Origin of the sequence: Streptomyces sp. NPDC015661 (assembly GCF_043077765.1) — a bacterium.
In the GTDB taxonomy this organism is placed as follows: Bacteria; Actinomycetota; Actinomycetes; order Streptomycetales; family Streptomycetaceae; genus Streptomyces.
This window is the reverse complement of record NZ_JBIBST010000004.1, coordinates 309424-333129: the sequence shown is the minus strand read 5'-3', so window position 1 is coordinate 333129 and position 23706 is coordinate 309424. Positions and strand designations below refer to the sequence as shown.

The 23706-nt window shown below is 73.6% G+C and carries 20 protein-coding genes and 1 tRNA gene; 7 read left to right on the top strand and 14 right to left on the bottom strand.

Annotated elements, in window-relative coordinates:
* Positions 1 to 31: 31 nt before the first annotated feature.
* The 4 genes from ACF07V_RS13405 to ACF07V_RS13390 all read right to left on the bottom strand — a co-directional run bounded on the left by ACF07V_RS13405 (position 32) and on the right by ACF07V_RS13390 (position 5853).
* Positions 32 to 1453, bottom strand: a complete 1422-nt coding sequence (locus ACF07V_RS13405) for an LAETG motif-containing sortase-dependent surface protein (RefSeq protein WP_392153846.1) — start codon at positions 1451 to 1453, stop codon at positions 32 to 34.
* A 225-nt stretch (positions 1454 to 1678) separates the two neighbouring features.
* Positions 1679 to 2137 carry a single-stranded DNA-binding protein gene (locus ACF07V_RS13400; RefSeq protein WP_392153844.1) on the bottom strand — a complete coding sequence of 153 codons (459 nt, stop codon included), beginning with the start codon at positions 2135 to 2137 and terminating at the stop codon, positions 1679 to 1681.
* Positions 2138 to 2294: 157 nt separating this feature from the next.
* On the bottom strand, positions 2295 to 4055 hold the full coding sequence (locus ACF07V_RS13395) for a GTPase (RefSeq protein ID WP_392153843.1): 1761 nt from the start codon (positions 4053 to 4055) through the stop codon (positions 2295 to 2297).
* A gap of 187 nt (positions 4056 to 4242) precedes the next feature.
* Positions 4243 to 5853: a dynamin family protein gene (locus ACF07V_RS13390; RefSeq protein WP_392153841.1), complete on the bottom strand. Its 1611-nt coding sequence runs from the start codon at positions 5851 to 5853 to the stop codon at positions 4243 to 4245.
* A 301-nt stretch (positions 5854 to 6154) separates the two neighbouring features.
* Here ACF07V_RS13390 and ACF07V_RS13385 point away from each other — a divergent pair.
* Positions 6155 to 6227: transfer RNA gene (locus ACF07V_RS13385), tRNA-Arg, on the top strand.
* A 277-nt stretch (positions 6228 to 6504) separates the two neighbouring features.
* Here ACF07V_RS13385 and ACF07V_RS13380 read toward each other — a convergent pair.
* Together ACF07V_RS13380 and ACF07V_RS13375 are read right to left on the bottom strand one after the other, a co-directional pair.
* The gene (locus ACF07V_RS13380; protein WP_392153839.1) at positions 6505 to 6900 is read right to left on the bottom strand and encodes a cupin; all 396 of its coding nucleotides are present in this window, start codon (positions 6898 to 6900) and stop codon (positions 6505 to 6507) included.
* Positions 6897 to 8345 carry an MFS transporter gene (locus tag ACF07V_RS13375; protein WP_392153838.1) on the bottom strand — a complete coding sequence of 483 codons (1449 nt, stop codon included), beginning with the start codon at positions 8343 to 8345 and terminating at the stop codon, positions 6897 to 6899. Before ACF07V_RS13375 ends, ACF07V_RS13380 begins: the two co-directional genes overlap by 4 nt.
* Before the next feature lie 58 nt (positions 8346 to 8403).
* Between ACF07V_RS13375 and ACF07V_RS13370 the strand changes: the two genes are divergently transcribed.
* Entirely contained in the window at positions 8404 to 9072 is a 669-nt protein-coding gene (locus ACF07V_RS13370; RefSeq protein WP_392153837.1) for a TetR/AcrR family transcriptional regulator, read from the top strand.
* Between the two features lie 169 nt (positions 9073 to 9241).
* Here the strand turns inward: ACF07V_RS13370 and ACF07V_RS13365 are convergent, their stop codons facing one another.
* Positions 9242 to 9634, bottom strand: a complete 393-nt coding sequence (locus tag ACF07V_RS13365) for an FAD:protein FMN transferase (RefSeq protein WP_392153836.1) — start codon at positions 9632 to 9634, stop codon at positions 9242 to 9244.
* A gap of 58 nt (positions 9635 to 9692) precedes the next feature.
* Positions 9693 to 10502 carry a hypothetical protein gene (locus tag ACF07V_RS13360; protein WP_392153835.1) on the bottom strand — a complete coding sequence of 270 codons (810 nt, stop codon included), beginning with the start codon at positions 10500 to 10502 and terminating at the stop codon, positions 9693 to 9695.
* A gap of 408 nt (positions 10503 to 10910) precedes the next feature.
* On the opposite strand from ACF07V_RS13360, the gene ACF07V_RS13355 reads away from it, so the two are divergent.
* Both ACF07V_RS13355 and ACF07V_RS13350 read left to right on the top strand, forming a co-directional pair.
* A complete protein-coding gene (locus tag ACF07V_RS13355; protein ID WP_392153834.1) occupies positions 10911 to 11582 on the top strand; it encodes a DUF4097 family beta strand repeat-containing protein in 672 nt (223 codons plus the stop codon).
* Between the two features lie 73 nt (positions 11583 to 11655).
* Positions 11656 to 12492, top strand: a complete 837-nt coding sequence (locus ACF07V_RS13350) for a PhzF family phenazine biosynthesis protein (protein WP_392153832.1) — start codon at positions 11656 to 11658, stop codon at positions 12490 to 12492.
* A 17-nt stretch (positions 12493 to 12509) separates the two neighbouring features.
* On the opposite strand, the gene ACF07V_RS13345 is transcribed toward ACF07V_RS13350, so the two are convergent.
* The gene (locus tag ACF07V_RS13345) at positions 12510 to 13421 is read right to left on the bottom strand and encodes a LysR family transcriptional regulator (protein ID WP_392153830.1); all 912 of its coding nucleotides are present in this window, start codon (positions 13419 to 13421) and stop codon (positions 12510 to 12512) included.
* A gap of 104 nt (positions 13422 to 13525) precedes the next feature.
* Between ACF07V_RS13345 and ACF07V_RS13340 the strand changes: the two genes are divergently transcribed.
* Positions 13526 to 13987 carry a cupin domain-containing protein gene (locus ACF07V_RS13340; protein ID WP_392153828.1) on the top strand — a complete coding sequence of 154 codons (462 nt, stop codon included), beginning with the start codon at positions 13526 to 13528 and terminating at the stop codon, positions 13985 to 13987.
* Here ACF07V_RS13340 and ACF07V_RS13335 read toward each other — a convergent pair.
* Positions 13966 to 16044 (bottom strand): IucA/IucC family protein, encoded by a 2079-nt coding sequence (locus ACF07V_RS13335; protein WP_392153827.1) that lies wholly within the window; start codon positions 16042 to 16044, stop codon positions 13966 to 13968. The two genes, ACF07V_RS13340 and ACF07V_RS13335, sit on opposite strands and share 22 nt — an antisense overlap.
* Here ACF07V_RS13335 and ACF07V_RS13330 point away from each other — a divergent pair.
* Positions 16043 to 17725 (top strand): IucA/IucC family protein, encoded by a 1683-nt coding sequence (locus tag ACF07V_RS13330; protein WP_392153826.1) that lies wholly within the window; start codon positions 16043 to 16045, stop codon positions 17723 to 17725. The two genes, ACF07V_RS13335 and ACF07V_RS13330, sit on opposite strands and share 2 nt — an antisense overlap.
* Here the strand turns inward: ACF07V_RS13330 and ACF07V_RS13325 are convergent.
* The 3 genes from ACF07V_RS13325 to ACF07V_RS13315 all read right to left on the bottom strand — a co-directional run bounded on the left by ACF07V_RS13325 (position 17700) and on the right by ACF07V_RS13315 (position 21864).
* Positions 17700 to 19040, bottom strand: a complete 1341-nt coding sequence (locus ACF07V_RS13325; protein ID WP_392153825.1) for an esterase-like activity of phytase family protein — start codon at positions 19038 to 19040, stop codon at positions 17700 to 17702. The genes ACF07V_RS13330 and ACF07V_RS13325 overlap by 26 nt on opposite strands.
* A 135-nt stretch (positions 19041 to 19175) precedes the next feature.
* Entirely contained in the window at positions 19176 to 20042 is an 867-nt protein-coding gene (locus ACF07V_RS13320) for a hypothetical protein (protein WP_392153823.1), read from the bottom strand.
* Between the two features lie 79 nt (positions 20043 to 20121).
* Complete coding sequence (locus tag ACF07V_RS13315) at positions 20122 to 21864, bottom strand: DUF2079 domain-containing protein (protein ID WP_392153821.1); 1743 nt, start codon at positions 21862 to 21864, stop codon at positions 20122 to 20124.
* Positions 21865 to 21916: 52 nt separating this feature from the next.
* Here ACF07V_RS13315 and ACF07V_RS13310 point away from each other — a divergent pair, with 52 nt between their 5' ends.
* Positions 21917 to 23062, top strand: coding sequence for a winged helix DNA-binding domain-containing protein (locus ACF07V_RS13310; protein ID WP_392153819.1), 1146 nt, complete (start codon positions 21917 to 21919; stop codon positions 23060 to 23062).
* Here ACF07V_RS13310 and ACF07V_RS13305 read toward each other — a convergent pair.
* Positions 23056 to 23706 carry a potassium-transporting ATPase subunit C gene (locus ACF07V_RS13305; protein WP_392153817.1) on the bottom strand — a complete coding sequence of 217 codons (651 nt, stop codon included), beginning with the start codon at positions 23704 to 23706 and terminating at the stop codon, positions 23056 to 23058. The two genes, ACF07V_RS13310 and ACF07V_RS13305, sit on opposite strands and share 7 nt — an antisense overlap.

The window sequence follows — 23706 nt, the reverse complement described above, 5'->3', positions numbered from 1 at the left end:
CCGTGGGGTCAGGCGCTCACTCCATGCGGGCTTACTGGCCGGCGGTCTTCTTCTTGCGGAGGAAGAACACCGCGCCGCCGCCGATCACGACGAGCGCCGCGGCGATGCCGGCGATCATCGGGGTGGCGCTGGAGCCGCCGGTCTCGGCGAGGTCGCCGCCACCGGTCGTGGTGCCCGTGGTGTCACCGGTGGTGCCGCCCGTGGTGGACGGGGTGGAAGGCGTGGCCGAGGGGGTCGTGGAGGGGGTCTCCGACGGCTTCGGGCCGGGGGTGGCCGTCTTGCAGTCCAGGACGCCTTCGAAGGTCTCCTCGAAGCCGTTCGGGCCGGTGATCGTGAACTTGTACGCCTCGTCCTCGGCGAGCGGGACCGCGATGGTCTTCGTCTCACCGGCGGCGACCGTGTACGAGGTGCCCTTCAGGTCGAAGGTCCAGGCCTCGTCGCCCTTGTTGGAGGCGATGACCTCCAGGCCGCCCTTCGCGCAGTCCTTGGCGACCGAGACGGACGGGACCGCACCCTTCTTGGCCCACGTGGCGGAGGCCTTGGCGGTGACCGTGGAGTCGCTGGAGCCGGCCAGGATCAGGGTCTGCGAGGGGCCGTCGATGGAGACGAAGGCGCGGCCGAGGGAGACCTTGGTGGTGGCCTCGGCGGTCAGCTCGGCGGTGCCGTCGGCGGTGCCGGCCGGGACGTCGAAGTAGACCTTGTCGCCGTTCTTGGCCTCGGTGACCGGCTTGCCGGCCTCGTCGACGATCTGGACGCCGGCGGGCGCGCCGGGGGCGGCCGCGAGCTTGGCGGTGGCGTTGGTCGTGACGGTGATGGGGCCGAGCTTCTCGCCGGCCTTGCCCGCCACGGTGGCCGGGGAGAGGCTCAGGGAGGCCGTCGGCTCGTTGAGCTCGACCGCCTTCTCCAGCAGGTACTCCTTCAGCTTCTCGGCGTCCTCGTCCTTCGGCGTCGCGACGACGTTGTCGGAGAGCGTCCAGATCGCCGCCTGGGTGCCGGCCGCGGCCTCCTGCTTGGAGAGGTCGACGCCCACGGTGCCACCGAGGGTCTCGGCGGAGAGCTTCGGGTAGGCGTGCTCAAGGATCCAGAGGATCTTGCCCGCGTTGGCGTTGTTGTGCAGGGAGGACTCGTCCCAGCCGACTTCCTTGTAGTCGAAGTCGCGCTGCGCCGCCGTGCGGAGGTCGATGCAGTAGGTGAAGAGGGTGCCCCCGCCCTCGACCTCCATCTTGAACAGACCACCGTTGACCGGCCACTTCTCGCCGTCCTTCTCGGTGATCTCGACGGCGCCGGCGTCGTCGGTCATGCCGCCGAACTTCGCCGTGACACCGCCGGTGCCCGGGGCACCGTCATCGGCCAGCGCCGGACCGGCGGTCGCTATCGCGCCGGTCGCGACGAGGCCGGAGACCAGGATCGTGGCTGCCAGGCGGGCAACGCCACGCCCACGAACTGAAAACATTGGATTCCCCTCCGGGCGAGCGGCTCCGCGAACTTGGTCGATTCGCGTGGGGGGAGCGCACGCCAGCAGAACTCACTGACTCAATGGGCTCACGTGCCGCATGAGTATCCGGGAATCCTAGGGACGCGAAGCCACCCGATGCCCTGTCGTACGGTCAGATAACCATTCCGACTCGGAATCGTTATCACCCGGGCGAGTTGGTCGACAAATCTCCACAACGCAAGGTCAGGACACGGTTACCAGCTGCGGATTCACCGTCGTCCCCTCCTCCGCCGCCACCGTCCACGGGTCCTGCTCCGGCTGCGGTTTGGCCTCCGCCCGCTCCGTCCTCGGGGCGCGCCGGAAGGCCGCCGTGCCCCGGCTCAGGTCGTGCCCCACGGCCACCGCGTCGACGTCCACGAAGGTCTTGCGCTGCCCGTCCCGCTCCTCCTCACGGACCTTCAACCGGCCGTGCACCACGAGCGGTTCACCGACGGAGACCGAGGCCGCGAGATTGGCGCCGAGCGAGCGCCAGGCCGACACCGTGTAGAAGCTGGTGTTCCCGTCGGACCAGAGGCCCCGCTCCCGGTCCCAGCGACGCGCGGTCACCGCGAACCGGAAGCGGGCCACCCCGCCGGTCACCGTCTCCCGGTACTCCACCGCCGTCGCCACGTTGCCGACGAGCGTCACGGTCGTGTCGTTCATGGTCCGCCCCCAGTCTCCCGGTGTCCTGCTGCGTGGACACCCCGTGGGGACCATGCTGGGGCGATGCGCCGAACCCCGCTCGCACCTGTGGAAGCGCCCGGTTCTGTGGACAACTCCCTCACCCGGAGGGGTGATACCCGGGTCCGCCGGGAGCCCGCTACCTTCCCCGTACCCCCGTCCTCGTCGCTCCCAACCGCGTCGTCCCCATGCGGCTGCCGCCCACCACCCGGGCCGCCGCCGACGGCCGTGAGCCGACCACCGTCGCGTACTGCTCGCGGACCTCCCGGTAGCGCATCAGCTCCGCCGCCACCGGGTCGAGGACCCTGGCCCGGCCGCAGGCCGCGGTCGCCTCCCGCAGGCGGCGTTCGGCCTCCTGCCCGTACCGGCGCGCCGGGCCCTTCACCGCGCTCTCGCAGGCCCATTCGACGAGCGGGCCGCCGATGATCCCGCCGAGCATCACGAGGACCGGCGGCAGCAGGCCGGGCTCGACGACGCCGACGATCTGCGCCACCAGCCAGAGGGCGCCGAAGATCTGCAGGAGCGTCATGACCGCCTGCGCCAGGACGGCCGCCGGCCACCAGGCGGGCCGGGGCGGCCGGGCCGCCGGGTCCCCGATGGAGACCGTCAGCTCGTCCAGGGCCTCCGGCAGCCCCGCGGCCCCGCGCGCCGCCGCCTCGCGCACCGCCTGCGCCCACGGCACCGGGAGGCCCCGCGAGGCCTCGTCGGCGACGATCCGCACGGCCTGCTCGACGCGCTGGCGGGCCGTCAGTTCGTCCTCTGCGGGCAGGGCGAGGTGCGGGTCGGTGGAGCCGTGCGCGCGCAGCCGCTCGTACCAGCGGTAGAGCCGCAGCCAGGGGGTGCCACAGGCGCGGATGGCGCCCCGGCGCCAGACCCGTTCGGCGGCCTCGCCCGCGGCCTGCGCGCCGACGGCGACGGCGAGCCGGTCCGTGAAGGCGTCCCGGGCGCGTTCGTCGAGTCCGGCCCGCCCGTCGGCGACGTACGCCTGGCGCAGCCGGGCCGCGGCGGCGTCGACGTCGGCGGCGATGCGGCGTTCCGGTGCGGTGCGTTCCTGGACGAACCGGGCGACGAGTTCGCGCAGTTCGGGGACGCCCTCGCCGGTCAGCGCGGAGACGGCCAGGACGGTCGCGCCGGGCTCGCCGTGCTCGCCGAGCGCCACGCCGTCCTCGTCGAGGAGGCGGCGCAGGTCGTCGAGGACGAGGTCGGCGGCCTCGGTGCCGAGCCGGTCGATCTGGTTGAGGACGACGAAGGTGACCTCGGCGTGCCCGGCGAGCGGCCGCAGGTAGCGCTCGTGGAGGGCGGCGTCCGCGTACTTCTCGGGGTCCACGACCCAGATCACCGCGTCGACCAGGCCGAGGACCCGGTCGACCTGGTCGCGGTGCGCGGTGACCGCCGAGTCGTGGTCGGGCAGGTCGACCAGGACGAGGCCCTGGAGCTCCGTGTCGCCGGCGCCGCCCGCGAGGGGGCGGCGGCGCAGCCTGCTGGGGACCGCGAGCCGGTCGAGCAGCCCCGCGGCGCCCTCGGACCAGCTGAGCGCGATGGGCGCGGAGGTGGTGGGGCGGCGCAGTCCGGTCTCGGAGACGGGCACGCCGGCGAGGGCGTTGAAGAGCGTGGACTTGCCGCTTCCGGTGGCTCCGGCGAGGGCGATCACGGTGTGCCGGGAGGAGAGCCGCTGACGGGCCGCGGCCTCGTCGAGGACGCGTCCGGCCTCGGCGAGGGCCTCGCTCTCGACGCGGGTACGGGAGAGCCCGACGAGCTCGTGGAGGGCGTCGAGGCGGTGGCGCAGCGGCCCGCCGTAGCTGCCGCCGAGGGGCGGCAGGGAGTCCTCCTCCTGCGGCTCCCGCGGCTTCTCCTCGGCGACGGCGGCGGCGGCCCGCTCGGCCGCCCGCCGAGCGATCAACCCGTCGTCCCAACGCTGCCGACCGCCCTCCGGGCCGAGCGCGTGGCCGGGCGCGTGGCCGGGCGCATGGCTGGGCCCGGGGCCCCCTTCACGACTGCCCGCCGGGCCGGGCCCAAGCCCACGCCTGCGCTCCCCGCCACCCTCGCGGCTGTCCTCGCGGCCACGGCCCCGGTCGTCGTCCACCACGTCACTTCTCCTTCTGCAGTACGGAGAGCGCGGCGATCAGCTCCGCCTGCGGCTCGGGGGTGACGTCGAGCGCGTCGAGGGGTGCGAGGCGGCGGTCGCGCTCGGCGTGCAGGACACGGTCGACGTACGAGAGGACGAGTTCGCCGCCCTTGTCGCGCAGCCGCAGGGCGGCCTGGGCGCCGAGGAGTTCGGCGAGGCGTTCGCCGGCGGCGCGGGCGCGGCGGCCGCCGAGGAGGGAGGCGGCGAGGAGCGCGGCGACGGTGTCGGGTTCGGGGACGGCGGCGCGGGATCCCGAGGGGCGCTCCACGTTCCGTACCTCTTCCTCGGCCAGCTCTTCGAGGACGCGGCGCCAGCGGCGTACCTCCACGCCGATGCGTTCGGCCGTCTCCCGGTCGCCGCCGGTACGGAGCGGGCCGAGGGGCTCGGAGGCGGGTTCGCGGCGCCAGGTGTCCCGTACGCGCTCCTCGGCGGCGGAGACGGCGCAGTGGAGGAGCGCGGCGAGGGACTCGGCGAGGGCGTCCAAGAGCTCCTCGGCGGTGCTGTCGCGGGGGTAGCCGCGCCAGCGGGTGCGGGCGTCGCCGGCGAGGACGGCGCCACGGCCGAGCTCCTTACGCACCCGCTTGCCCTGCTCCCCGTACGCGGCTTCGACGACGCCGCCGAGGCGGACGGCGGTGGCGTACTGGGCGGCGACCGCGCCGGCCAGCTCGGGCAGCCGGGCGTCGAGGGAGTCGATGACTCCGGAGGCGGTCCGGTCGGCGGCCTGCTGGCGGGCGGCCGGGTCCTGGGCGCGGTGGGCGAGCCAGCCACGCAGGGCGGCGACGGCACTGTCGGGCAGCAGTCCGCTGCCGCCGCCCGCGGACTCGGGCAGTTCGGGGATGGTGAACCGGGGTACGTCGCCGAGTCCGGCCTTGTCGAGCAGCGCCTCGTACTGCCGGGAGACCTCGCCGATGACCTGGTGGGGGACGCGGTCGAGGACGGTGACGAGGGTGGCGTCGTACTCCTTGGCGGTACGGAGCAGGTGCCAGGGCACGGCGTCGGCGTACCGCGAGGCGGTGGTGACCATCACCCAGATGTCGGCGGCGCAGATCAACTCGGAGGCGAGGAGCCGGTTCTCGACGACGAGGGAGTCGATGTCGGGGGCGTCGAGCAGGGCGAGCCCGCGGGGCAGGGAGGAGGCCGTCTCGACGCGCAGCGCGTTCTCCTCGGGGGCGGGCTCGTCGACGGGGTGGTCCTCGTCGGCCTGGGGCAGCCAGACGCGGGTCAGCTGCGGGAGGACCCGCATGCCGGCGAACCAGTGGTGGTCCTCGGGGTGGCAGACGAGCACGGGCGTCCGGGTGGTGGGCCTGAGCACCCCCGACTCGCTGACGCGGCGCCCGACAAGGGAGTTGACGAGGGTGGACTTCCCGGCCCCGGTGGATCCGCCGACGACGGCGAGGAGCGGGGCGTCGGGGTCCTTCAGCCGGGGCACCAGGTAGTCGTCGAGCTGGGCGAGCAACTCGGCACGGGTCTGGCGGGCGCGGGGCGTGTCGGGGAGGGGCAGCGGGAGACGCACGGCGGCGACTCGGTCGCGCAGGGCGGAGAGTGCGTCGATCAGCTGAGGCCGTTCGTCCAAGGTCACCACATGCGAAGAATGCCCAATTTATGAGTTTTTTTGAAGCGTATTGCGACCCTGCGCGCCGAAGAGAAGGGTGGTGACCGGAAGGTCGGGCATAACGAGTGCACAACACCCGCCCCGAGCGGCGTGAAAAGCGCTGCGCGAATCGCACCTGCCTGCGATTATCGGTTCGCTTCACCGAACCTCCACATCGTGCCACGCAGGTGAAGCAACCGGGCCAAGGCGATCGGAGCCCTATCCTTGTCCCGGCAGGCACACCCCACCCACCAGGGGCTCCTGGCCACACGGCCACCACCCGGCCCCCGTAGCTCAGTGGATAGAGCAGGTGCCTTCTAAGCACTTGGCCGCAGGTTCGAGTCCTGCCGGGGGCGCATAGCGCGAGACCCTCCTTCGGGAGGGTCTTTTTGCTGGTCAGGGTTTGTTTCGGGCGGGGTTTGGGGTGCCGAGGAGAGGACTCGGGAGGGCTTCGCCTGTCCCGCTGGAACCGGCCAGGGGAGGCCGTCCCGGAGAACGCCCCGGACCGGCGAACTACCGTCCGGCGGCCGGATTCGCGCACCTCGGGCTTCCGTGGCCCGAGGCCCTCGTCGACGGGGTGCTGATGGGGAGTGCCGGCGGCCCGGCAGTGTGTCTGACGGGCCGCCACGCCGGTCAGTGGGGGTCCGTGCGCTTTTCGAGGCGGGTGCCGTCGCGAAGAGTGATCGACATCAGGTCGCTGGGGGCGTCCAGTTCCAGGCGGTGCCATCGACCGCGGGGGACGATCACGGCGGTGCCCGGCCGCAGCCGCACCATGTCCTCCGTGTCGCCGGGCACGTCGGGACGGAAGAAGAGGCGGATGCCGCCGGTCAGGCAGCACACCGCCTCCTCGGCTTCCGGGTGCGTCTCCCAGTGGTCGGCGTGCACGTCGGCGTCGGTCTCCACGTGAAAGGTGGCGATCTGCCAGGCGCCGGAGCCGCTGCTGGTCATCTGCCGTTCGACGGCCCGGACATCGCCGTCGGGGTGGAAGCGCAGCGCCGAGGCGAACAGGTCGACGGTGGTGGTCGTCATGAGGGGGTTCCTTCCAGCTGGTGTCCTGCGGGGGTGGTGGATCGCGGGAGGGGAGTGACGGCCCGGCGGCGCGGCAGCACGACGAGCGCCACGACAGCCGCGAGCACGAAAACGGCGGCGGCGACGGCCAGGCCCAGGGCGTAGCCGTCGTTGAGCGCGGCGGGGTCGGTGGCGGTGCCGGTGCGGTGCGCGGCGAGGGTGGCCAGGGCGGCCAGGCCGATGGAGCCGCCGAGTTGGCGGGAGCTGTTCATGAGGCCGGAGGCCATGCCGGCCTCCCGCGGAGCGACGCCGGTGACCGCGGCGGCGGCGATGGGGGCCAGGACCAGTCCAGCGCCGACGCTGGTGACGAGGGAGGGGCCGAGTACATCGGCGAGGAAGCTGCCGTCGGGGCTGATGAGCGCGAACCAGGCCAGGCCCGCGGCGGCCAGGAGGGAGCCGGGCACGAGGGACGCACGGGGCGTGCGGGCGGCGGTGACGCGGGTCGCGACGACGGTTCCCGCGACCAGCCCCAGGGAGAAGGGCAGGAAGGCGATGCCGGTCGCCGCGGCGTCCATGCCCAGGACCTGCTGCAGGTACAGGGACACGAAGTAGAACGCGGTGAACTGCCCGGCCGCCGCGAGGAAGACGAGCACGTTCGCGCCGGCGACCCAGCGGCCGCGCAGCAGACCGAGACGCAGCAGCGGTGCGGCGACCCTCGACTCGGCGAGGACGAAGGCGGCGAGCAGTACGCCCGCGGCGGCGAGAGTCGCCCATGTGCCGGGGGCTCCCCAGCCGAGGGTGTCGGTGCGGACGACGCCGAGCACCAGCAGTCCGACTCCGCCGGTCGCCAGGACGGCGCCCAGCGCGTCCAGTCTTTCGCGCCGGGCGGGTGGTGCCCCGGCAGGTACCGCCGCGGGGACGAGCGCGAGAGCCGCCGCGACGATCGGCAGGTTGATCAGCATGATCCAGCGCCAGCCCGCGTACTCGGTCAGCAGCCCGCCCGCCACCACGCCCAGCGCGCCACCCGCCGCGTTCACCGCGCTCCACACCCCGAGCGCGCGGACCCGCTGAGGGCCTTCGGCGAAAGTGGTGGTGAGCAGCGCCAGCGCGGCCGGCGCGGCTGCGGCGGCGCCCAGGCCCTGACCGGCGCGGGCGGCGATCAGTTGCCAGGGAGCCTGGGCAAGACCGCCCGCCAGTGAGCACAGGCCGAAGGCGGTCAGCCCCAGCACGAACATCCGGCGCCGGCCGTACAGGTCGCAGGCGCGGCCCCCCAGCAGCAGGAACCCGCCGAACGTGAGCGCGTACACGTGCACCACCCACGACAGGTCGAGCGGCGCGAATCCCAGCGCCGTACGGATCGCGGGTAAGGCGACGTTGACGACGGACATGTCCAGGGCGAACACGAACTGGGCGACGGCGGCTGCCGCCAGCACCGCTCCGGGCCGCCCGCGAGAGTTTCTATACATGTAAGAAAAGTAAGCGCGGAGGGTCGTCCGTGTCGACACCTGGGGGAGGATGGGGGGCATGCCGCAGCCGTCAGCACCGCGCAAGACCCAGGGCCGACCTCCCCGCATCTCCCGCGAGGAGATCATCAGGACGGCCCGCCGGATCGTGGACGAGGGAGGCGTGGACCGGCTGACCATGCGGCGACTGGCCACGGAGGTCGGCAGTACACCCATGGCGCTCTACCACCATGTCCGCGACAAGGAAGAACTGCTCGTCCTCCTCCTCGACGACTACGCCGCCACGACCCTGCGCCGGCCCGAACTGCCCGCCGACCCTCGCGAGCGGGTCGTGGTCGCCGCCGCCGCCGTCCACGAGGCGCTCGCCACCTGCCCCTGGATCGTGGAGGTCCTCACCGCCGACGACCTCATGTCCACGACCGCGCTGTGGTTCGTCGAGCAGATCGTCGACGGCCTCGTCGAATGCGGCCTCTCCCCCGACCGGGCCGTTCACGGCTATCGCGCGATCTGGTACTACTCCGCCGGCGAGATCGTGGTCAGGACGACGGCGGCCCGGCGGCGCGCGGACGACGACCGGGCGACCTACCGCGAGCAGGTCTTCGCCGATCTCGACCCGCGCGAGCTGCCCCGCCTGGCGCAGGTCGCGGACCGCTGGACGCCGCTGACCGCCGAGGACACCTACCTGGACGGGCTACGGGCCCTGGTGAACGGCCTTCTCGCCGGCCGCTGACGACGCGCGCCGCCCGAGCCGTGTCAGAAGCGGGTTCTGACGGCTGGTTCGCCCGAGAACGTGCCGACGTTTCGGCCCCGGCGGCCGACGGCCCACCCCGGCGGCCGCGTCGTCGGCCCGGTCTCCGTGCTGCCCCGGCGCGGCCGATGCGGCCGCCCCGCCGCCCGACTCACGCGGTCCAGCGGGCGAATCCCGCGGTCTGCCGGGTGACGCCCGTGGCAGCGGTGGCCAGGCCCTCGGCGTCCGGTTGTTCCTCCAGCCAGGGGCACCCCGCGTCGCCCATGGCGTAGGCGGCGGTGGCGAGGGCGTCGACGACGGTGAGCGAGGAGCCGACCACCGTCATCGCCGCGAGCGCCGACACGGGCGGTTCTCCCGTGTGCGGGTCGAGGATGTGGCAGCCGCGTTCCGCGAGCACGGCGGGCGTGTTCGCCCACCACAGCCACGTCACGGCCGCCGCTCCGGCCCAGGCGAGGACGATCAGGGGCATGGCGGGGGAACGCCTGGGGCGGATACGGCGCTGTGCCTGCCGTCTGCCCGCCCGGCTGTGCTGGATCGTCGTCACGGCTCGATTCCTCTGGTCGCCTCGGTGCCCGCGCACCCTATCGACCTCGGCCGTGGCGTCACGGTGAGCCCGGTGTCCGCTCCGACCAGAACGTCGACAGGGACGACTCCTTGAAGGGCTGCGAGCTCACGGTGAGGTCGCCCGCGAAGGGGCGGTCGAGGACCAGGACCAGGAGCAGGCTGAAGCCGATGAGGCCGGCGACGGTGGACACGAAGAGGAACTGCATCTTCAGGCTGCGCAGGCCGTAGAGGAAGGTCAGCAGGATGATGACCACGGCCCCGCCGTAGACCAGGACCTGGAGCAGGATCGGCAGCTCGTTCGTGGCGATGTTGATCCGTTCCCGCCGCATCGCCGCCGCGTCGTTGAGCCGGGTGACGGCCTCCCCGTAGAAGGCCTGGTCGCGCGGCGTGGCCGGGTCGTAGGCCTGCAGCGCGTCGTACATCTCCCCGAGCTGCGCGGACGTGGCGGCGAAGCTCGGCCGGCCCTCGCGCATCCTCGGCCACTGCACCTCGACCACGGCGTGCACGTACGCGCCGACCGCCCGGTCGACGCGCGCCCGCTCCACGGGCGGGAAGTGCCGGGTGGCGCGGACCACCAGGGAGACGTCGGTGGCCTCCTGGGAGACCACCGTCTGGGTGTGGTCCAGCTGGGTCCACAGGGTGACGACCACGAACGCGAGGATGATCCCGTAGATCGCGCCGAACATGCCCAGCACGACGCCGACCATCTCGTTGTGCTCGCCCTCGGCCAGGCGGGGGAACCGGCGGCGGGCGAGTGCGCTGCCCGCGACGGCGACGAGCACGATCGAACCGACCATGAGCAGGGTCAGGACGAACGTACTCAGGTGATTGAGCAGCCACAGCGCCACGAGCGGCCTCCTGGGACGTGAGTTGCCGAACGCCGACAGGCGAGGTCGTAGGGCGGCCACCGCGCTCGCTCGGCCGCCTCTCCACAGGCTAGGCAGGGCCGCATCAGGGCCACGACCTCGTAGACCCGCCTGGCCCAGTTCGCGTCCGGCCGATCACTCCCGGGGCGCCTCCTCGTCACCCTTCGGCCGCCCCGTGAGGGCGTTCACCAGGCCGTTCACCATGACGTTCACCTTCAATCATTGCAACGACGGAGAGGTGGAGCGTTGCTTTAACCTTCCCCCCATTGCAATGAAATCACGGGCTTTACCTGCAATTACTATCGATTCCTGGAGACTCCGCGTTGCCAGACTCGTGAATGCAACGTAGCTTTTCCTTCATCGGAAACGACGACTCCAAGGAGCAGCACCATGCAGAAGTTCGACACCACCTCCCCCGTCTCCGCCGTCCTCGACATCCCCTCCGGCCGTATCCGGTTCATCGCCGCCGACCGGGCCGACACCACGGTCGAGGTCCTGCCCGCCGACGCCTCCAGGAGCCGGGACGTGAAGGCGGCCGAGCAGACCGGGGTGTCCTTCTCCGACGGGGTTCTGCGGATCACCGTCCCGCCGGCCAAGAACCCGTACTTCGGTGCGTCCGGGGCCGTCGAGGTCACCGTCCAGCTGCCCGCCGGGTCCCGGGTCGACGCGAAGGCGGCCGCCGCCGAGCTCCGCGGGGTCGGGCGGCTCGGCGACGTGACGTTCGAAGCCGCACAGGCCACCGTCAAGCTCGACGAGACCGCGAGCGCCCGCCTCACCCTCCAGGACGGCGGCATCACGGTCGGACGCCTCGGCGGCGACGCCGAGATCAGGACCACGAAGGGTGACCTCCGGGTCGACGAGGCCATGCGCGGCACGGTCGTGCTGCGCACCGAGGCCGGCGAGATCAAGGTCGGCGCCGCCCGTGGCGTCTCCGCCTCCCTCGACGCCGGCACCGCCTACGGCCGGATCCACAACTCCCTCCGGAACGCCGAAGGCGCGGGCGCCGGGCTCAGCATCCGCGCCACCACCTCCTACGGCGACATCACCGCCCGCAGCCTGTGAGTCCGTCAGGGCGTTCATGCGAGCGGCCGACCGTGGGTATGTCAGTCCTGTGTTGTTCTTCGGAGGGGTGTCCGTGACCGTCGTCCACGCCTGCGTACGCGACGGTCGCGGCGGCAGCCCCACGGCCGTCATGGACGACGGGCCGTTCGGTGAGGACGAGCGGCGGCGGGTGCCCGGGGCCGCCGGGACCTCGCACGTCGTCTTCGTCTCGCCCGGACCCGAGCAGGACGGGCTTCCTCTCTTCTCCCTTCGGTTCTTCACCTCCGAGGGGGAGTTGCCCTCCTGCGGGCACGGCACCATCGCCGCCCTCGGGTACCTCGCCGCACGGGCCGGCACCGACTCCTGCCGGGTGTCCCTCCGGGTCGCGGGCCGCACCTTCCCCGCGTGGGCCGTACGGAGGGGGTCGTACGTCGACGCCGGCTTCGCCTACGGGTCCGTGGAGCTGCGCGAGCCGGCCCCGGGCGAGTCCGAGCTGGTCCTGCCCGCGCTCGGCATCCGTCCCGACGCGCTCGGGCCGGGCGTCCGGGTCGCCTCCGTCGGGCGGCCCCGGCTGCTGGTTCCGGTCACCTCCCGGGCCGTACTCGCCGCCCTCGCCCCGGACATGGAGCGGCTCCGCGACGCCTGCGACCGCCTCGGGCTCCTGGGCTGCTACGTGTACTCCACGCCGTCGCCCGCGGGGCGGGCCGCCGCCCGCATGTTCGCCCCGTCGATCGGCGTCCCCGAGGACATCGCCAACGCCAACAGCACCGCCTGTCTCGCCGCCCACCTCGCCGGCCACGGCTTCGACCGCCTCGCCGTCGACATGGGGGATTCCCTCGGCAGTCCCGCCACCATCCGGGCCGGGATGTCCGGCTCGGCGGTGCGGTTGGGCGGGGACGTCGTCGTCACGCGTCCCGACGCCCGCCCGTAGGCCCTTCCGCGGGCTCGTCACCCGACCGCGTGCAAGGACCTCAGCAGGTGCCGCAGGGCCGGGCCCGGCGGGCCGGGTCGCACGGCCAGCGAGGTGGCGACCGTGAGGCCCGCGAGCGGGCGCACCGCCACCCTCGGGACCCCCGGCAGTCCACGTACCTCGTAGAAGAGGGTCCACGAGGGCTCCCGGGCCGTGCCGATCGCGGTCAGCGTGCCCTGGAGGTCGCTGAACGGCGGGCCCGGGACCGGCTGGAGCCCGGCCGCCCGGAAGGCTCCGGTGACCAGGGCGTGGAAGGGCGGGTTCGCCTCCCGGGGCGCGAGCCGCAGCGGGAGGCCGGCCAACTGCTCCAGACGCGGCTCCGGTTCGGCGGCGAGCGGATGGTCCTCGGGCAGGGCGGCGTACAGCGGATCGGTCCACAGGGGCAGCAGTTCGAGGCCGGGCGCGGCCCCCGGCTCGTCCGGCAGCGCCCGTACGAGAGCCGCGTCCAGTTCCCCGGTGCGTACGGCCTCCAGGCGGCGGGCGACCGGCCGCCGGTGCAGGCGCACCTGCAACCGGGGTGCCCCGGCGGCGAGTTCGGCCAGGACGTGGTTGATCCGGTCACCCGGGCCGTGGATGCCGCCCAGGCGCAGGATCCCGTCGTCGCCCGCCGTGATGTCGGCGGCCACGCGGACGGTGCGGTCGGCGGCCGCGAGGACGGCGCGCGCCTCGGGCAGCAGCCGCTCGCCGGCGCCGGAGAGCCGCACGTGCCGGGTGGTGCGCTCGAAGAGTTCGACGCCCCAGGCGCGTTCGAGCCGGCGGATCTGCTGGCTGACCGCCGACTGGACGATGCCGAGACGTTCGGCGGCCCGGCCGAAGCCGCCCTCCTCGGCGACGGCCACGAAGTAGCGCAGCTGCCGCAGCTCCACGGCGTTCCCCTCCCCCTCCGTCATTCATCGCGAACGGTGATTTCTGTCGTCCTCAACCGCCTGTGGTGCGGCCTCGCTTCCCCGGATCGAATGGATTTCCCGCTCCCCGGCAGAAAGGGCCGTGAACGATGTCCGAGATCCAGAAGGCGCTGGTCGTGCACGCCGAGGAGGCCGAGCGGATCGGCCTCCCCCACGGCGGCGCGTTCCGCCTCCTCGCCGACGGCCGCGACACCGGCGGCGCGCTCGGGGCCAACCGGCTCTCCCTCGGGGCGGGCGCGGCGGGGGCCCGGTCGCACTTCCACGCGCTGTCGACCGAGCTGTTCTACGTACTGGACGGGATCATGCGGTTCACCCTGGACGGCGTGACGACGACCGTGGCGGCCGGCGGGCTGGTCTCCGTGCCGCCCGGGACGCCGCACTCCTTCGGTGCGGCCCCCGGCTCGCCCGCGGAGGTGCTCGTGGTCCTGACCCCGGGCGTCGACCGCTTCGGCTACTTCCGGGCGCTCGGCCGCATCCAGCACGGCCTGGGGACCTTCGACGACCTTCTCCCGGCATCCGCGCAGGACCGCTACGACGTGCACTTCCTGTGAGGCGTACGGATCAGGTGAGGTGTACGGACCAGGGGATTCGGGAGCGGGATCCACGCGTCGCGGTCCACGCCCCGCAGGCGCATCAGGGTGAGGGCCTTGACCCTGAGTTCCGGGGCGAAGAGGGCCGCGCGGTCGGCCCGGTTCTCCGGGGTGGCGGGCAGGGCGTCGTAGGCGCGGTCGGCGGCGGCCGCGACGATCGACCAGAGGCGGGCCTCGGCGGTGCGGTCGCGGTCGCCGAGCGCGGAGACGAGCGTGCCGAAGGTCGTGCCGAAGAGGTGGCCGAAAAGCATCGTGCGGAGCACGTCCGGGTCGTCGTCGATCACCTTCCCGCCGACGGGAGCGGCGTCGAAGCCGTGCCGGGCGAGGCGCCCCGGGCTCAGCCGGACGTCGGCGAGGTCCCGGTAGACGAGCCGGCGGGGGCGGGCGTGCGCGTCGAGCACGACCAGGAGGTTCTGGCCGTGCGCGGCGGGCGCGACGCCCCGGCTCAGGAGGCGGACGAGCGGCGGGACCGCGAGGTCGGCGAAGGCGGCCAGCCAGTCGGCGCCCGGGGCGCCGGCCGCGGCCAGGAGCGACCGGATCAGGGGCGGTCCGTCGCCGGAGGGGCGGGCGGCGAGCGCCGCCACCGGCAGGACCGTCTCCCCCTCGCGCGGGCGCGCGGCGGCGGACGGTGATTCGCGGAGCAGGACGGCGAGGTCGGCGCTGGGCTCCCCGCGTACGAGCGCGGAGGCGCCGGCGAGGTTGCGGGTGATCCGGAGGGTGTCGGCGAGGTCGGCCACGACGCTCGCCAGCAGCGCGGAGAGCGGCGCGCTGTTCACGACGCCGCTCGCCGAGATGTCGCGGATCGCGCTGGTCATCCGCGTGGTCAGCGCCGTCTTCAGGTGCGGTCCGCCGTCGAGCGGGGCGAGGGTCCGTACGCTCATCAGCGGCCGGGCGGGGATCGCTCCGGTGGCGTACGGCGTGTGTCCGAGGCCCGGCAGCAGGTGCGCGGTCTGCCAGGGGTGCACGGGCAGCAACAGCCGGTCGCCGTCCCGCAGCCGGTCGGGCCACTCCCCCGCGACCAGGCACCGGTCGGCGGGGACCGCCACCAGATCGAGGGCGACGACGGGGCGGTGCTCCGGCGCGTACGCGAGCTGTTCGGCGACGGAGAGACCGGGCCGGCTGCGGCAGCAGGGGTGGTACGGGTGCCCGTCGACGAGGCTCTGCTCGATGTACGGGAGCCCGGCCCCGGGAAGCCCCGCCTCTGGAACCCCCGCCCCCGAGCGCCCCGCCCCCGGGACCGCCGCCCGCGCCGCGCCCGCCCGGGACAGCGCCAGAGAGGCGACGCTGTGGCCGATTTCGGCGAGGAGGGGGTCGGCGCCCGGCAGGCCGAGGGCGGCGAGGAGGGTCGCCGGGTGGTCGTGGGCACGGCCGTCGAGCCGTACGGTCGTGTCGTCTCCGGGGACCACCAGGTCGTACGGGAGCCTGGGCGGCCCGCTCAGGACCCGGCCGTCGGCGAGCTCCACCCGCCCGGTGTGCGCGTCGCGCACCACGACCCCCGGCAGCGGCTCGTGGAGCAGCGCGCGCCACAGCCGCCCGAGGACCGCCGACCGGGCCGGGGGCAGTTCCCGGCGGTAGGCGGCGAGGAGCCGCGGAGCCACGTCCGCGAGGTCGTCGGCGAAACGGGCCTCGGTGTCGGCGGCGAAACCGGCCTTGGGGGCGGCGGCGGAAGCAGCCCCGGTGTCGGCGGCGAAAGCAGCCTCGGGGGCGGCGGCGAAACCGGCCCCGGTGTCGGCGGCGAAACCGGCCTCGGTGTCGGCGGCGAAAGCAGCCTCGGGGGCCGCGGCGAAACCGGCCTCGGGGGCGGCGGCGAAAGCAGCCTCGGGGGCGGCGGCGAAAGCAGCCTCGGGGGCCGCGGCGGAGGCTGCCTCAAAGCCGTCGGCCAAACCGGCCTCGGGGGCCGCCGCGGAGGCTGCCCCGAGGTCGTCGGCGAAACCGGCCGCGAGGTCGTCGGCGACGGTCTCCTCGGGGGCGCGCGGTTCGTCGTGAGCGCTCGTATCGTGATCCGGAGCGGAGTGCATGAAGGCTCACTACCCTGCGCAGGATGTCCCTACCGGTGGACGACCCGCCGGGGCACGGGTGGAAGGCGCTGTCGTGAGTGAAGCCAAGGGCCGGGCCGACGCCCTGTCGGCCACCGCCCTCCTCAACTGCCTGATCCGTGAGGTCGCCGAGACCGGATCGCACCCGGACGCCGGCCACGTCGTCCACCGTCTCCCCGCTTCCGGCCGGCTGGTGCGGGTGCGGGCCGGGCGACGGCCCACCGAGCCCTGCGTCCGTACCGACGGCGGCTGGCTCCCGCTGACCTTCGACGCCCTCGTGGCGCTGACCGCCGACGAGCTCGGCCGCCGCACCGGCGTCACCAACAGGGGCGTCGTCCGCGAGATGACCGACAGCCGTGACGTCGTCGCGGCGCTCCAGGACGCGCGCGCGTCCGCCCGCCCTCCGGCGGACCCGTATCTGCGGTCCGAGCAGGCCCTGCTGGCCGGCCACCGGTACCACCCGGCCCCCAAGGCGCGCGGCACGGGCGCCCCGGAGAGCTGGCTGCCCTACGCGCCCGAGGCGTACGCCCGCTTCCCGTTGGAGCTGCTCGGCGTGCGGGCCGATCTCGTCGCGGAGGACGGTGATCTGTCCCCGCTGGACGCGCTGGGGACCGCGGGGCCCGATGGTTACGTCCTTCTTCCCATCCACCCGTGGGAGATCGACCTCCTCGGTGATCTGCCCGCCTTCCGTGACGGGCGGCTGCTCCGGCTCGGTCCCAGTGCGCCGCGCGCGGGGCACGCCGTCGCGACCTCCTCGGTGCGGACCGTGTACCTGCCGGAGATCGACACCTTCTGCAAGTTCAGCCTCGACGTGCAGATCACCAACGGGAACCGCCGTCTGGAGCTGCGCGACCTCCTCTGGCTCCGGACGGTCGGCGAGCTCCTGGAGCCCGCCTTCGCTCCCCTCCCGACCGCGAGCTTCCTCGCCGACCGGGGCTACCGCACCGCCGACCTCGGCGGGCAGCACGCCTACGAGGGTTTCGCGGTGATCGCCCGCGAGGGGCTGCGGCCGCATCTGCTGCCCGGGGTGACCCCGCTGCTCGCGGCAGGCATCGGCGAGGGCTTCCCCGGCAACCCGCTGGACGGGCTCACCCCCGAGCGGGCGCTCCTCTGGTGGCAGCGCTATCTCGACCGGCTGGTGCCGCCGGTGCTGCACGCCTGGCGGGCGCACGGCCTGGTCCTGGAGTGCCATCTGCAGAACGTCCTCGTGGGCGTGGACACCGCCGGGCTCCCCGCGCAGGTGATCTTCCGCGACCACGAGGGGATACGGATCGTCGCCGAGCGGCACCGCGCGCTCCTGGACCGGTACGCGTCGCGGGGGCCCGCGCCGGTCCTCGACGCGGCGCACGGCTGGGAGCGGCTGGCGTACTGCCTGGTGACGAACAACCTCTCCGAGATCGCCGGCGCCCTCACCGACCGTCTTCCGGAGCTCGCCGGTGAGCTGTGGCCGCGGGCGCGGGCGGTCTTCGCCGGGTACGCGGCGGAGCACGGCGGTCCGGTGGAGATCACCGAGCTGCTGGGCTCGCCCCATGTGCCGGCGAAGACCAATCTCCTGCTGCGCTGGCTCGACGTGGACGGCGCCGACGCCCGCTACGTACCGATGGCGAATCCCCTGCGGCCGCCGTCCCGTCGAGGGCTCAGCGGACCGGGCGGTCCAGCCTGACCCGTACGAGCGTCGTGTCGATGCCGCTGTCGACGAGGCGGCCGTTCGCGTCGAAGGCCTGCGGGCCGTCCGTCATCCCGAAGTCGTTGTCGTTGAGCAGGACGAGCGTCGAGGAGCCCTCGACGGCGACGCCCTCGATCTTCCCGGGGACGCCCTCGACGGTGTTCAGGTCGATCACGAGCCGCTTCTCGAGCACCGGCACCCGGGCCGCCGCCGCGTCGTCGAGCTGTTCCAGGGTGGTTCCGGTGGCGGTGTCCCACGTCGAGCCGAGGATGTCGGCGCCGTCGCGGAGGCGGACCTCGTAGAGGCGGGCGGCCTTGTCGGTGCGCTCCTGCACGAGGAGGCGGTCGCCGCCGACGGCGACGAGCGCGGAGAGCTTCAGCTCGGAGGTCTTGGTCTGGCCGGGCTCGACGACGTCGACAGCGTCGAAGCGGTAGGCGTACTCGGCGGTGACCCGGTTCTCGCGGGGCGAGAAGCGGAGCAGCCTGGTGGTGCGGGAGTTCTCCCCGGAGACCTTGTCGGGGTTGAGCAGGGGGCTCTGGAGGCCGAGGACGAGGTCGCCGTCGGGCAGCAGCGCGAGGCCCTCGAAGCCCCGGTTGACCTTGCGCTGGAGGAAGATCGACGGCAGCGACTCGACGACCGGGTAGTCGGTGCCGGTCAGGTTGAGGCCCTCGGGGACGTGGCGGGCGAGGATCCGGCCCTTCGCGGAGACGTGCACGAGCGAGGGCCCGTACTCGTCGACCAGCCAGAAGCTGCCGTCCCGGTCCCGGACGAGGCCCTCGGTGTCCAGGCCGTTCGGGTTGTACGTGAGCGGGGTGGAGGCGTCGTAGGAGTACGGGGCCTCGTCGCGGCCCGGCTGGTTCGGCAGGCCCGTCACGGGGGCGCCGGAGGCGGTGGTCAGCGGGATGGACTTCAGGACCTGGATGCGGCCGCCGACGGTGCGGATCTTCACGATGGCCGGGTCGAAGCCGGGCACGGGGAAGGTGCGCCGCTTGTCCTTGCCGACGGCTATCTGGCCGTTGGGGCCCCGGTCGGTGACGGTCCAGTACTCGCCGCGCCGGCCGGCCGGGTAGAGGTCGCTGCCGATGCCGCCGAGGTCGACGCCCCGGTCGTCGGCGACGCTGCCCGGCAGCAGGTCGTTGCTGAACCCGGCCAGCGGGATGTCGGGCAGGGTCGAGGTGGAGAGCAGCCGGGCGGCGGGGCCGCCGTGGTGCGCCGGCGTCGCGTCGGCCGTCCCCACGACCACCGAGCACGCGAGCGCGGCGGACAGCGGCAGGACGACGAGGGCGGGCCGGCGCAGGAGGCGCGGATTCATCTGAACTCCCTGGATGACATGGAAAGTCGCCGGTGAGGGCGGCCTCATGGTCCAGTCCTTCACTCAACTCCGGGCGACGCGTTCGCGACGCCCGGGCGAGTCCTGGGTGAACGCACGCCTCCGCGCGCGCCCCGCTCAGTAGCGGTCGAGGATGAGCTGCGTCTTCAGGATGTCGCCGTGGTAGAGCCAGCCGTTGGCCTCGGCGACGGCGATGGCGTCCGCGTGCAGGTCGGCGGCGTCGGCGTACGAGCTGGTCTTGAAGGACAGCTCGATGACGTACTCCGTGCCCGTCCCGTTCGCGCCGACGACCGGCAGCACCTCGATGCTGGCGTCGTCGGAGGGGCCCCAGGCTCCCCCGTACACCTTCGAGGTCACCGGTCCGTGGGCGCGGGAGGCCTGGAGCGTGGTCTTGCCCCAGCCGGTGCTGCCCCAGTTCTCCAGCTTGCCGGGGATGTCGTTGACGAGCCAGGTGCGGCCGGTCGTGCTCGTCGGCATCGCGGTGCCCGAGTAGCCGCTGGAGCTGTGGGACTTCTCGTTGGAGAAGCTGAGGGTCTGCTTGGCGTAGCCCCAGTCGACCTCGGCGTCGTAGTTGGTGTCGCCGCTGTCGAAGCCGGCGGCGTTGGCCGTGGTGAGCGCGGCGTCGATGTCGCCGTTCGTCACGGGGAACCGCTTCTTGTACGTCTCCTCGAACGACGAGCCGCTCTTGTGGCGCAGGCGGACGCTCCAGCCCTGGGCGTCGAGCGCGAGCGCGTCGGTGTCGTAGTAGCTGTACGAGCGGGCCTTGGCCGAACCGGTGATCCCGAAGGCCGACTTGACCGCCGTGCTCGGGGCGAAGCTCGCGTCGAGGGCCGCCGCGGTGAGGTTGATCTTCACCTCGTACGTCGGGACGGCGTTGCTCGCGGCGTACGCCGGCGAGGTCGGGGCGAGGAGTGCGGCGGCGACGGCGAGGGCGACGGCGGAGCCGACGGCGGCCGGGCGCGTGGCCCGGGGCAGGAAGGTCATGCGCCGATGCTCACGAGCGCGGGTGAGAACGGCGTGACCCGCGGACGTGGCCCCGGTGAACCGACGGCGTCCAGCGCCCCTACCGCAGCAGCAGACCGGCGCCCACGTCCTCCGGGACGGCCTCCCGGATCGGGGTGCTGTCCGGGCCCGGGCGGCGCATGCCGGGGACGGGGGTGGTGGGGGCGGTGCGGTGGAGGAGGACGGTGCCGTCCTGGCGCCAGACCTCCGTGTAGCCGTGGGCGAGGAGGAGGTCGATCCGCTGTCGCTGTTCGTCGGTGGAGGCGAAGGGGAAGGTCCGGTCCTCCGTCCGCAGGAGGACCCAGTCGGCGCCGCGCGGGGTCCGGTCGGCGATGACCACGTCCGTACGGGCGGTCAGGCGGGGCGCGATGGTGTTGTCGGCCTCGACCGTCGCGCCGTCGGGTATGAGTGCGGCGGCCGTGGCGAGGGGCCGTTTGTCCGGGGAGGGCTGCCAGAAGTCCGGGCGGACGAGGAGGTTCAGGCCGAGGACGGCGGCCGCCGCCGAGGACAGGGCGAGCGCGGCGACCGCCCACCGCCGGGTGGCTCCGCGCCGCCCGTGCAGCCGGGCCAGTGTCTCCAGGGCCGCCGTCAGGAGGATCGGCCACAGGAAGGCGTCGTAGTGGTTGATCACCGGCCAGTGGTTCGGATTGTCGGAGAGGACCCGCTCCGCGAGGAGGGGGACGGCGAGCAGGAAGGTCGGGGAGCCGAGCGGGAGCAGGGCGAGGGTGCCCAGGATCCAGGCGAGCATGGCGACCTTGACGAAGGGCGTGACGGCGACCTGCAGCAGCACCCAGGGGGCGGTGAGGACGTGGGTCAGGGCGTCCCCCGGGTCGGCGCCGAGGCGCCCGTACGACCAGTAGTAGCCCTCGGGTCCGCCCATCGTCGGCAGGAACCAGGTGATGACGAGCGCCGACACCAGCGGCCCCGCCAGGGCGAGCGCGGCGCCGGTGGCGCGGCCCGTGCGGTGGCCGGCGCGGTGGGCGCGGACGGCGAGGACGAGGCCGAACGCGCCGACGACGAGGCCCATGTCCTCCTTGGCCGTGCAGAGCAGGGCCGCCCAGAAGGCGGCCGCGCCGTACTGCCGGGCCAGGCCCCGTTCCAGCATGAGGAGGGTGAACGGCACCGCGAAGGCGACCTCGTGGAAGCCGTTGTAGGAGGAGTTGAGGAGCGGCCAGCCCAGCGCGTACACGAGCCCGCCGAGGTCGGCGGCCCGGCGTACGACCACGGGTTCCGCGTCCGCGAAGGCGTGCCGGGCGATGCGGCGGACCACCGGCACGCCCGCCGCGAACAGCGCCGCCTGCGCGAGGATCAGCGTCCTCGGGTCGTCCCACAGCCAGTACAGCGGCGCGAGGAGGGCGAGCGCGGGGGTGAAGTGGTCGCCGAGGAGCGAGAAGCCGGGCGGGAACTCGTGGTGGACGTTCTTGATCGGCGACCTCGGCAGCTCGGCGTGCGCGTAGGCGCGCACGGCCTGGTCGAAGATGCCGAGGTCGAAGCCCGTGGCCCGCAGGGCCGTCCAGGACTGCAGGCCGAGGGCGGCGCAGACGAGGAGGCAGAGGACGGTGAGGGCGATGCCCCGGCCCCGGTCCGAGCCCCGGTCCCGGCCCCAGTCCCCGCCCCGGCCCCGGTCCCGGCCCCAGTCCCCGCCCCGGTCCCGGTCCCGGCCCCAGTCCCCGCCCCGGCCCCGGTCCCGGTCCCGGTCCCGCGCATCCCGTGGTCCGGAAGGCGCCGCCGTGCCCCGCCCCGGCACACGGTGGGTGTCCCCGACCGGCGGACCGGCCACCCCATGCGTCACTGCACTCCCCATGGCCACGACATTACGTTGGGTCGCTGTCAGTGCTGGGAGAGAGAATCGCGCCATGGTCATCACCGCGCGCGCCCTCAACCGCTCCACGCTCCACCGGCAGTTGCTCCTGGAGCGGGCGCCACTCGGCGTCGCGGACGCGGTACGGCGGGTGGTGGGCCTGCAGGCGCAGCACCCGGGCTCGCCGTACGTGGCGCTGTGGAACAGGGTCGCCGGCTTCGACCCGGACCGTCTCGACGGGGCCGTGACCGGGTTCGAGCTGGTCAGGTCGACGCTGATGCGGCTCACGCTGCACCTGGTGCACGCCGAGGACTACCGGGCCTTCCGGGAGGGCATGGAGCCGACGCTGCGCGGGTCGCGGCTGCACGATCCCCGGTTCACGAAGGCGGGGTTCACGGCCGCCGACGCCGACGAACTGCTGCCGGGCCTCCTGGAGTACGCCGGGAGCGCGCGGACCGGGGCCGAGCTGAAGGAGCACATCGAGGAGGGCCGGGGCGGGCCCGTGGAGAACGTGGTCTGGCGGATGGTCCGGCAGTACGCCCCGCTGTGGCACGCGCCGACCGGCCCGCCGTGGTCGTTCGGCACCGCGCAGTCCTTCGTCACCGCGAGCGAACTGCCGGTCCTCCGCGACCCGGAGGCCTCCGCCGCCGGCCTGGCCGTCCTGGTCCGGCGCTATCTGGAGGGCTTCGGGCCCGCGTCCGTACCGGACATGGCGCAGTTCACGACGGCCCCGCGCGGTCTGGTGCGGGAGGCGGTGAAGACCCTGGAGGGCGGGCTGGACCGCCTGGAAGGGCCCGACGGAGCGGTGCTGTACGACGTACCGGGGGCGGACCGGCCCGACGAGGACCTCCCGGCTCCGCCCCGGCTGCTGGCGATGTGGGACAGCGTCCTGCTGGCCTACGCGGACCGCAGCCGGGTGATCCCGCCCGAGTACCGCAAGCACGTCATCCGCGTGAACGGCGACACGCTCCCGACGCTCCTCGTCGACGGGCACGTGGCCGGGGTCTGGCGACCGGTCGAGGGCGGGATCGAGGCCTCGGCCTTCCACGCGCTCCCGGCCGGGGTGTGGGAGGGCCTCGCCGCCGAGGCCGAGTCGCTCGGACGGCTGATCGCGGCCCGGGACCCGCACGTCTACCGCCGCTACGACCACTGGTGGGTCAAGGGGCTGCCGACGGTCGAGTCCCGGGTCCTTCCCTACTGACGTGCCGCCAGTTCCCGCAGGGCGACGTTGAGTTCGAGGACGTTGACGCGGGGTTCGCCGATGAAGCCGAGCATGCGGTCGTCGGTGTGCTCGGCGACGAGCTCGTCGACCCGGGCGACGGTGAGGTGGTTCTTCTCGGCGACCCGGTGGACCTGGAGCTTCGCGTACTCCGGGGAGATGTGCGGGTCCAGGCCGGAACCGGAGGAGGTGACGGCGTCGGCGGGGACGTCGGCGGGGTTCACCCGGTAGCCGTCGACGGAGTTGTCCTTGACGACGGCCGCCTTGGCGTCGGTCACCCACTTGATCAGGTCCGCGTTGTCGCCGGAGCGGTTGGTGGCGCCGGAGAGGATCAGCTTGTACCGGGTGTTGACGCTGTTGGCGCCCAGACCGTTGGAGGGGCGGGGCTGGAACCAGCGCAGGTCCGGCTTGTCGCCGGTGAGGTAGGTCTGGCCGATGAGTGCCGAGCCGACGACCTTCCCGCTCGCGTCCTTGATCTCGGAGCCGTTCGCCTTGCCGGGGAAGGCCACTTGGGCGATCCCGGTGACGGCGAGCGGGTAGAGGACGCCGCAGATCACGGTGAGGACGAGGAGGGCGCGCAGGCCGGCCCAGAGCACACGGCCGGTGTTCGCCGCTGAGTTGTTCAT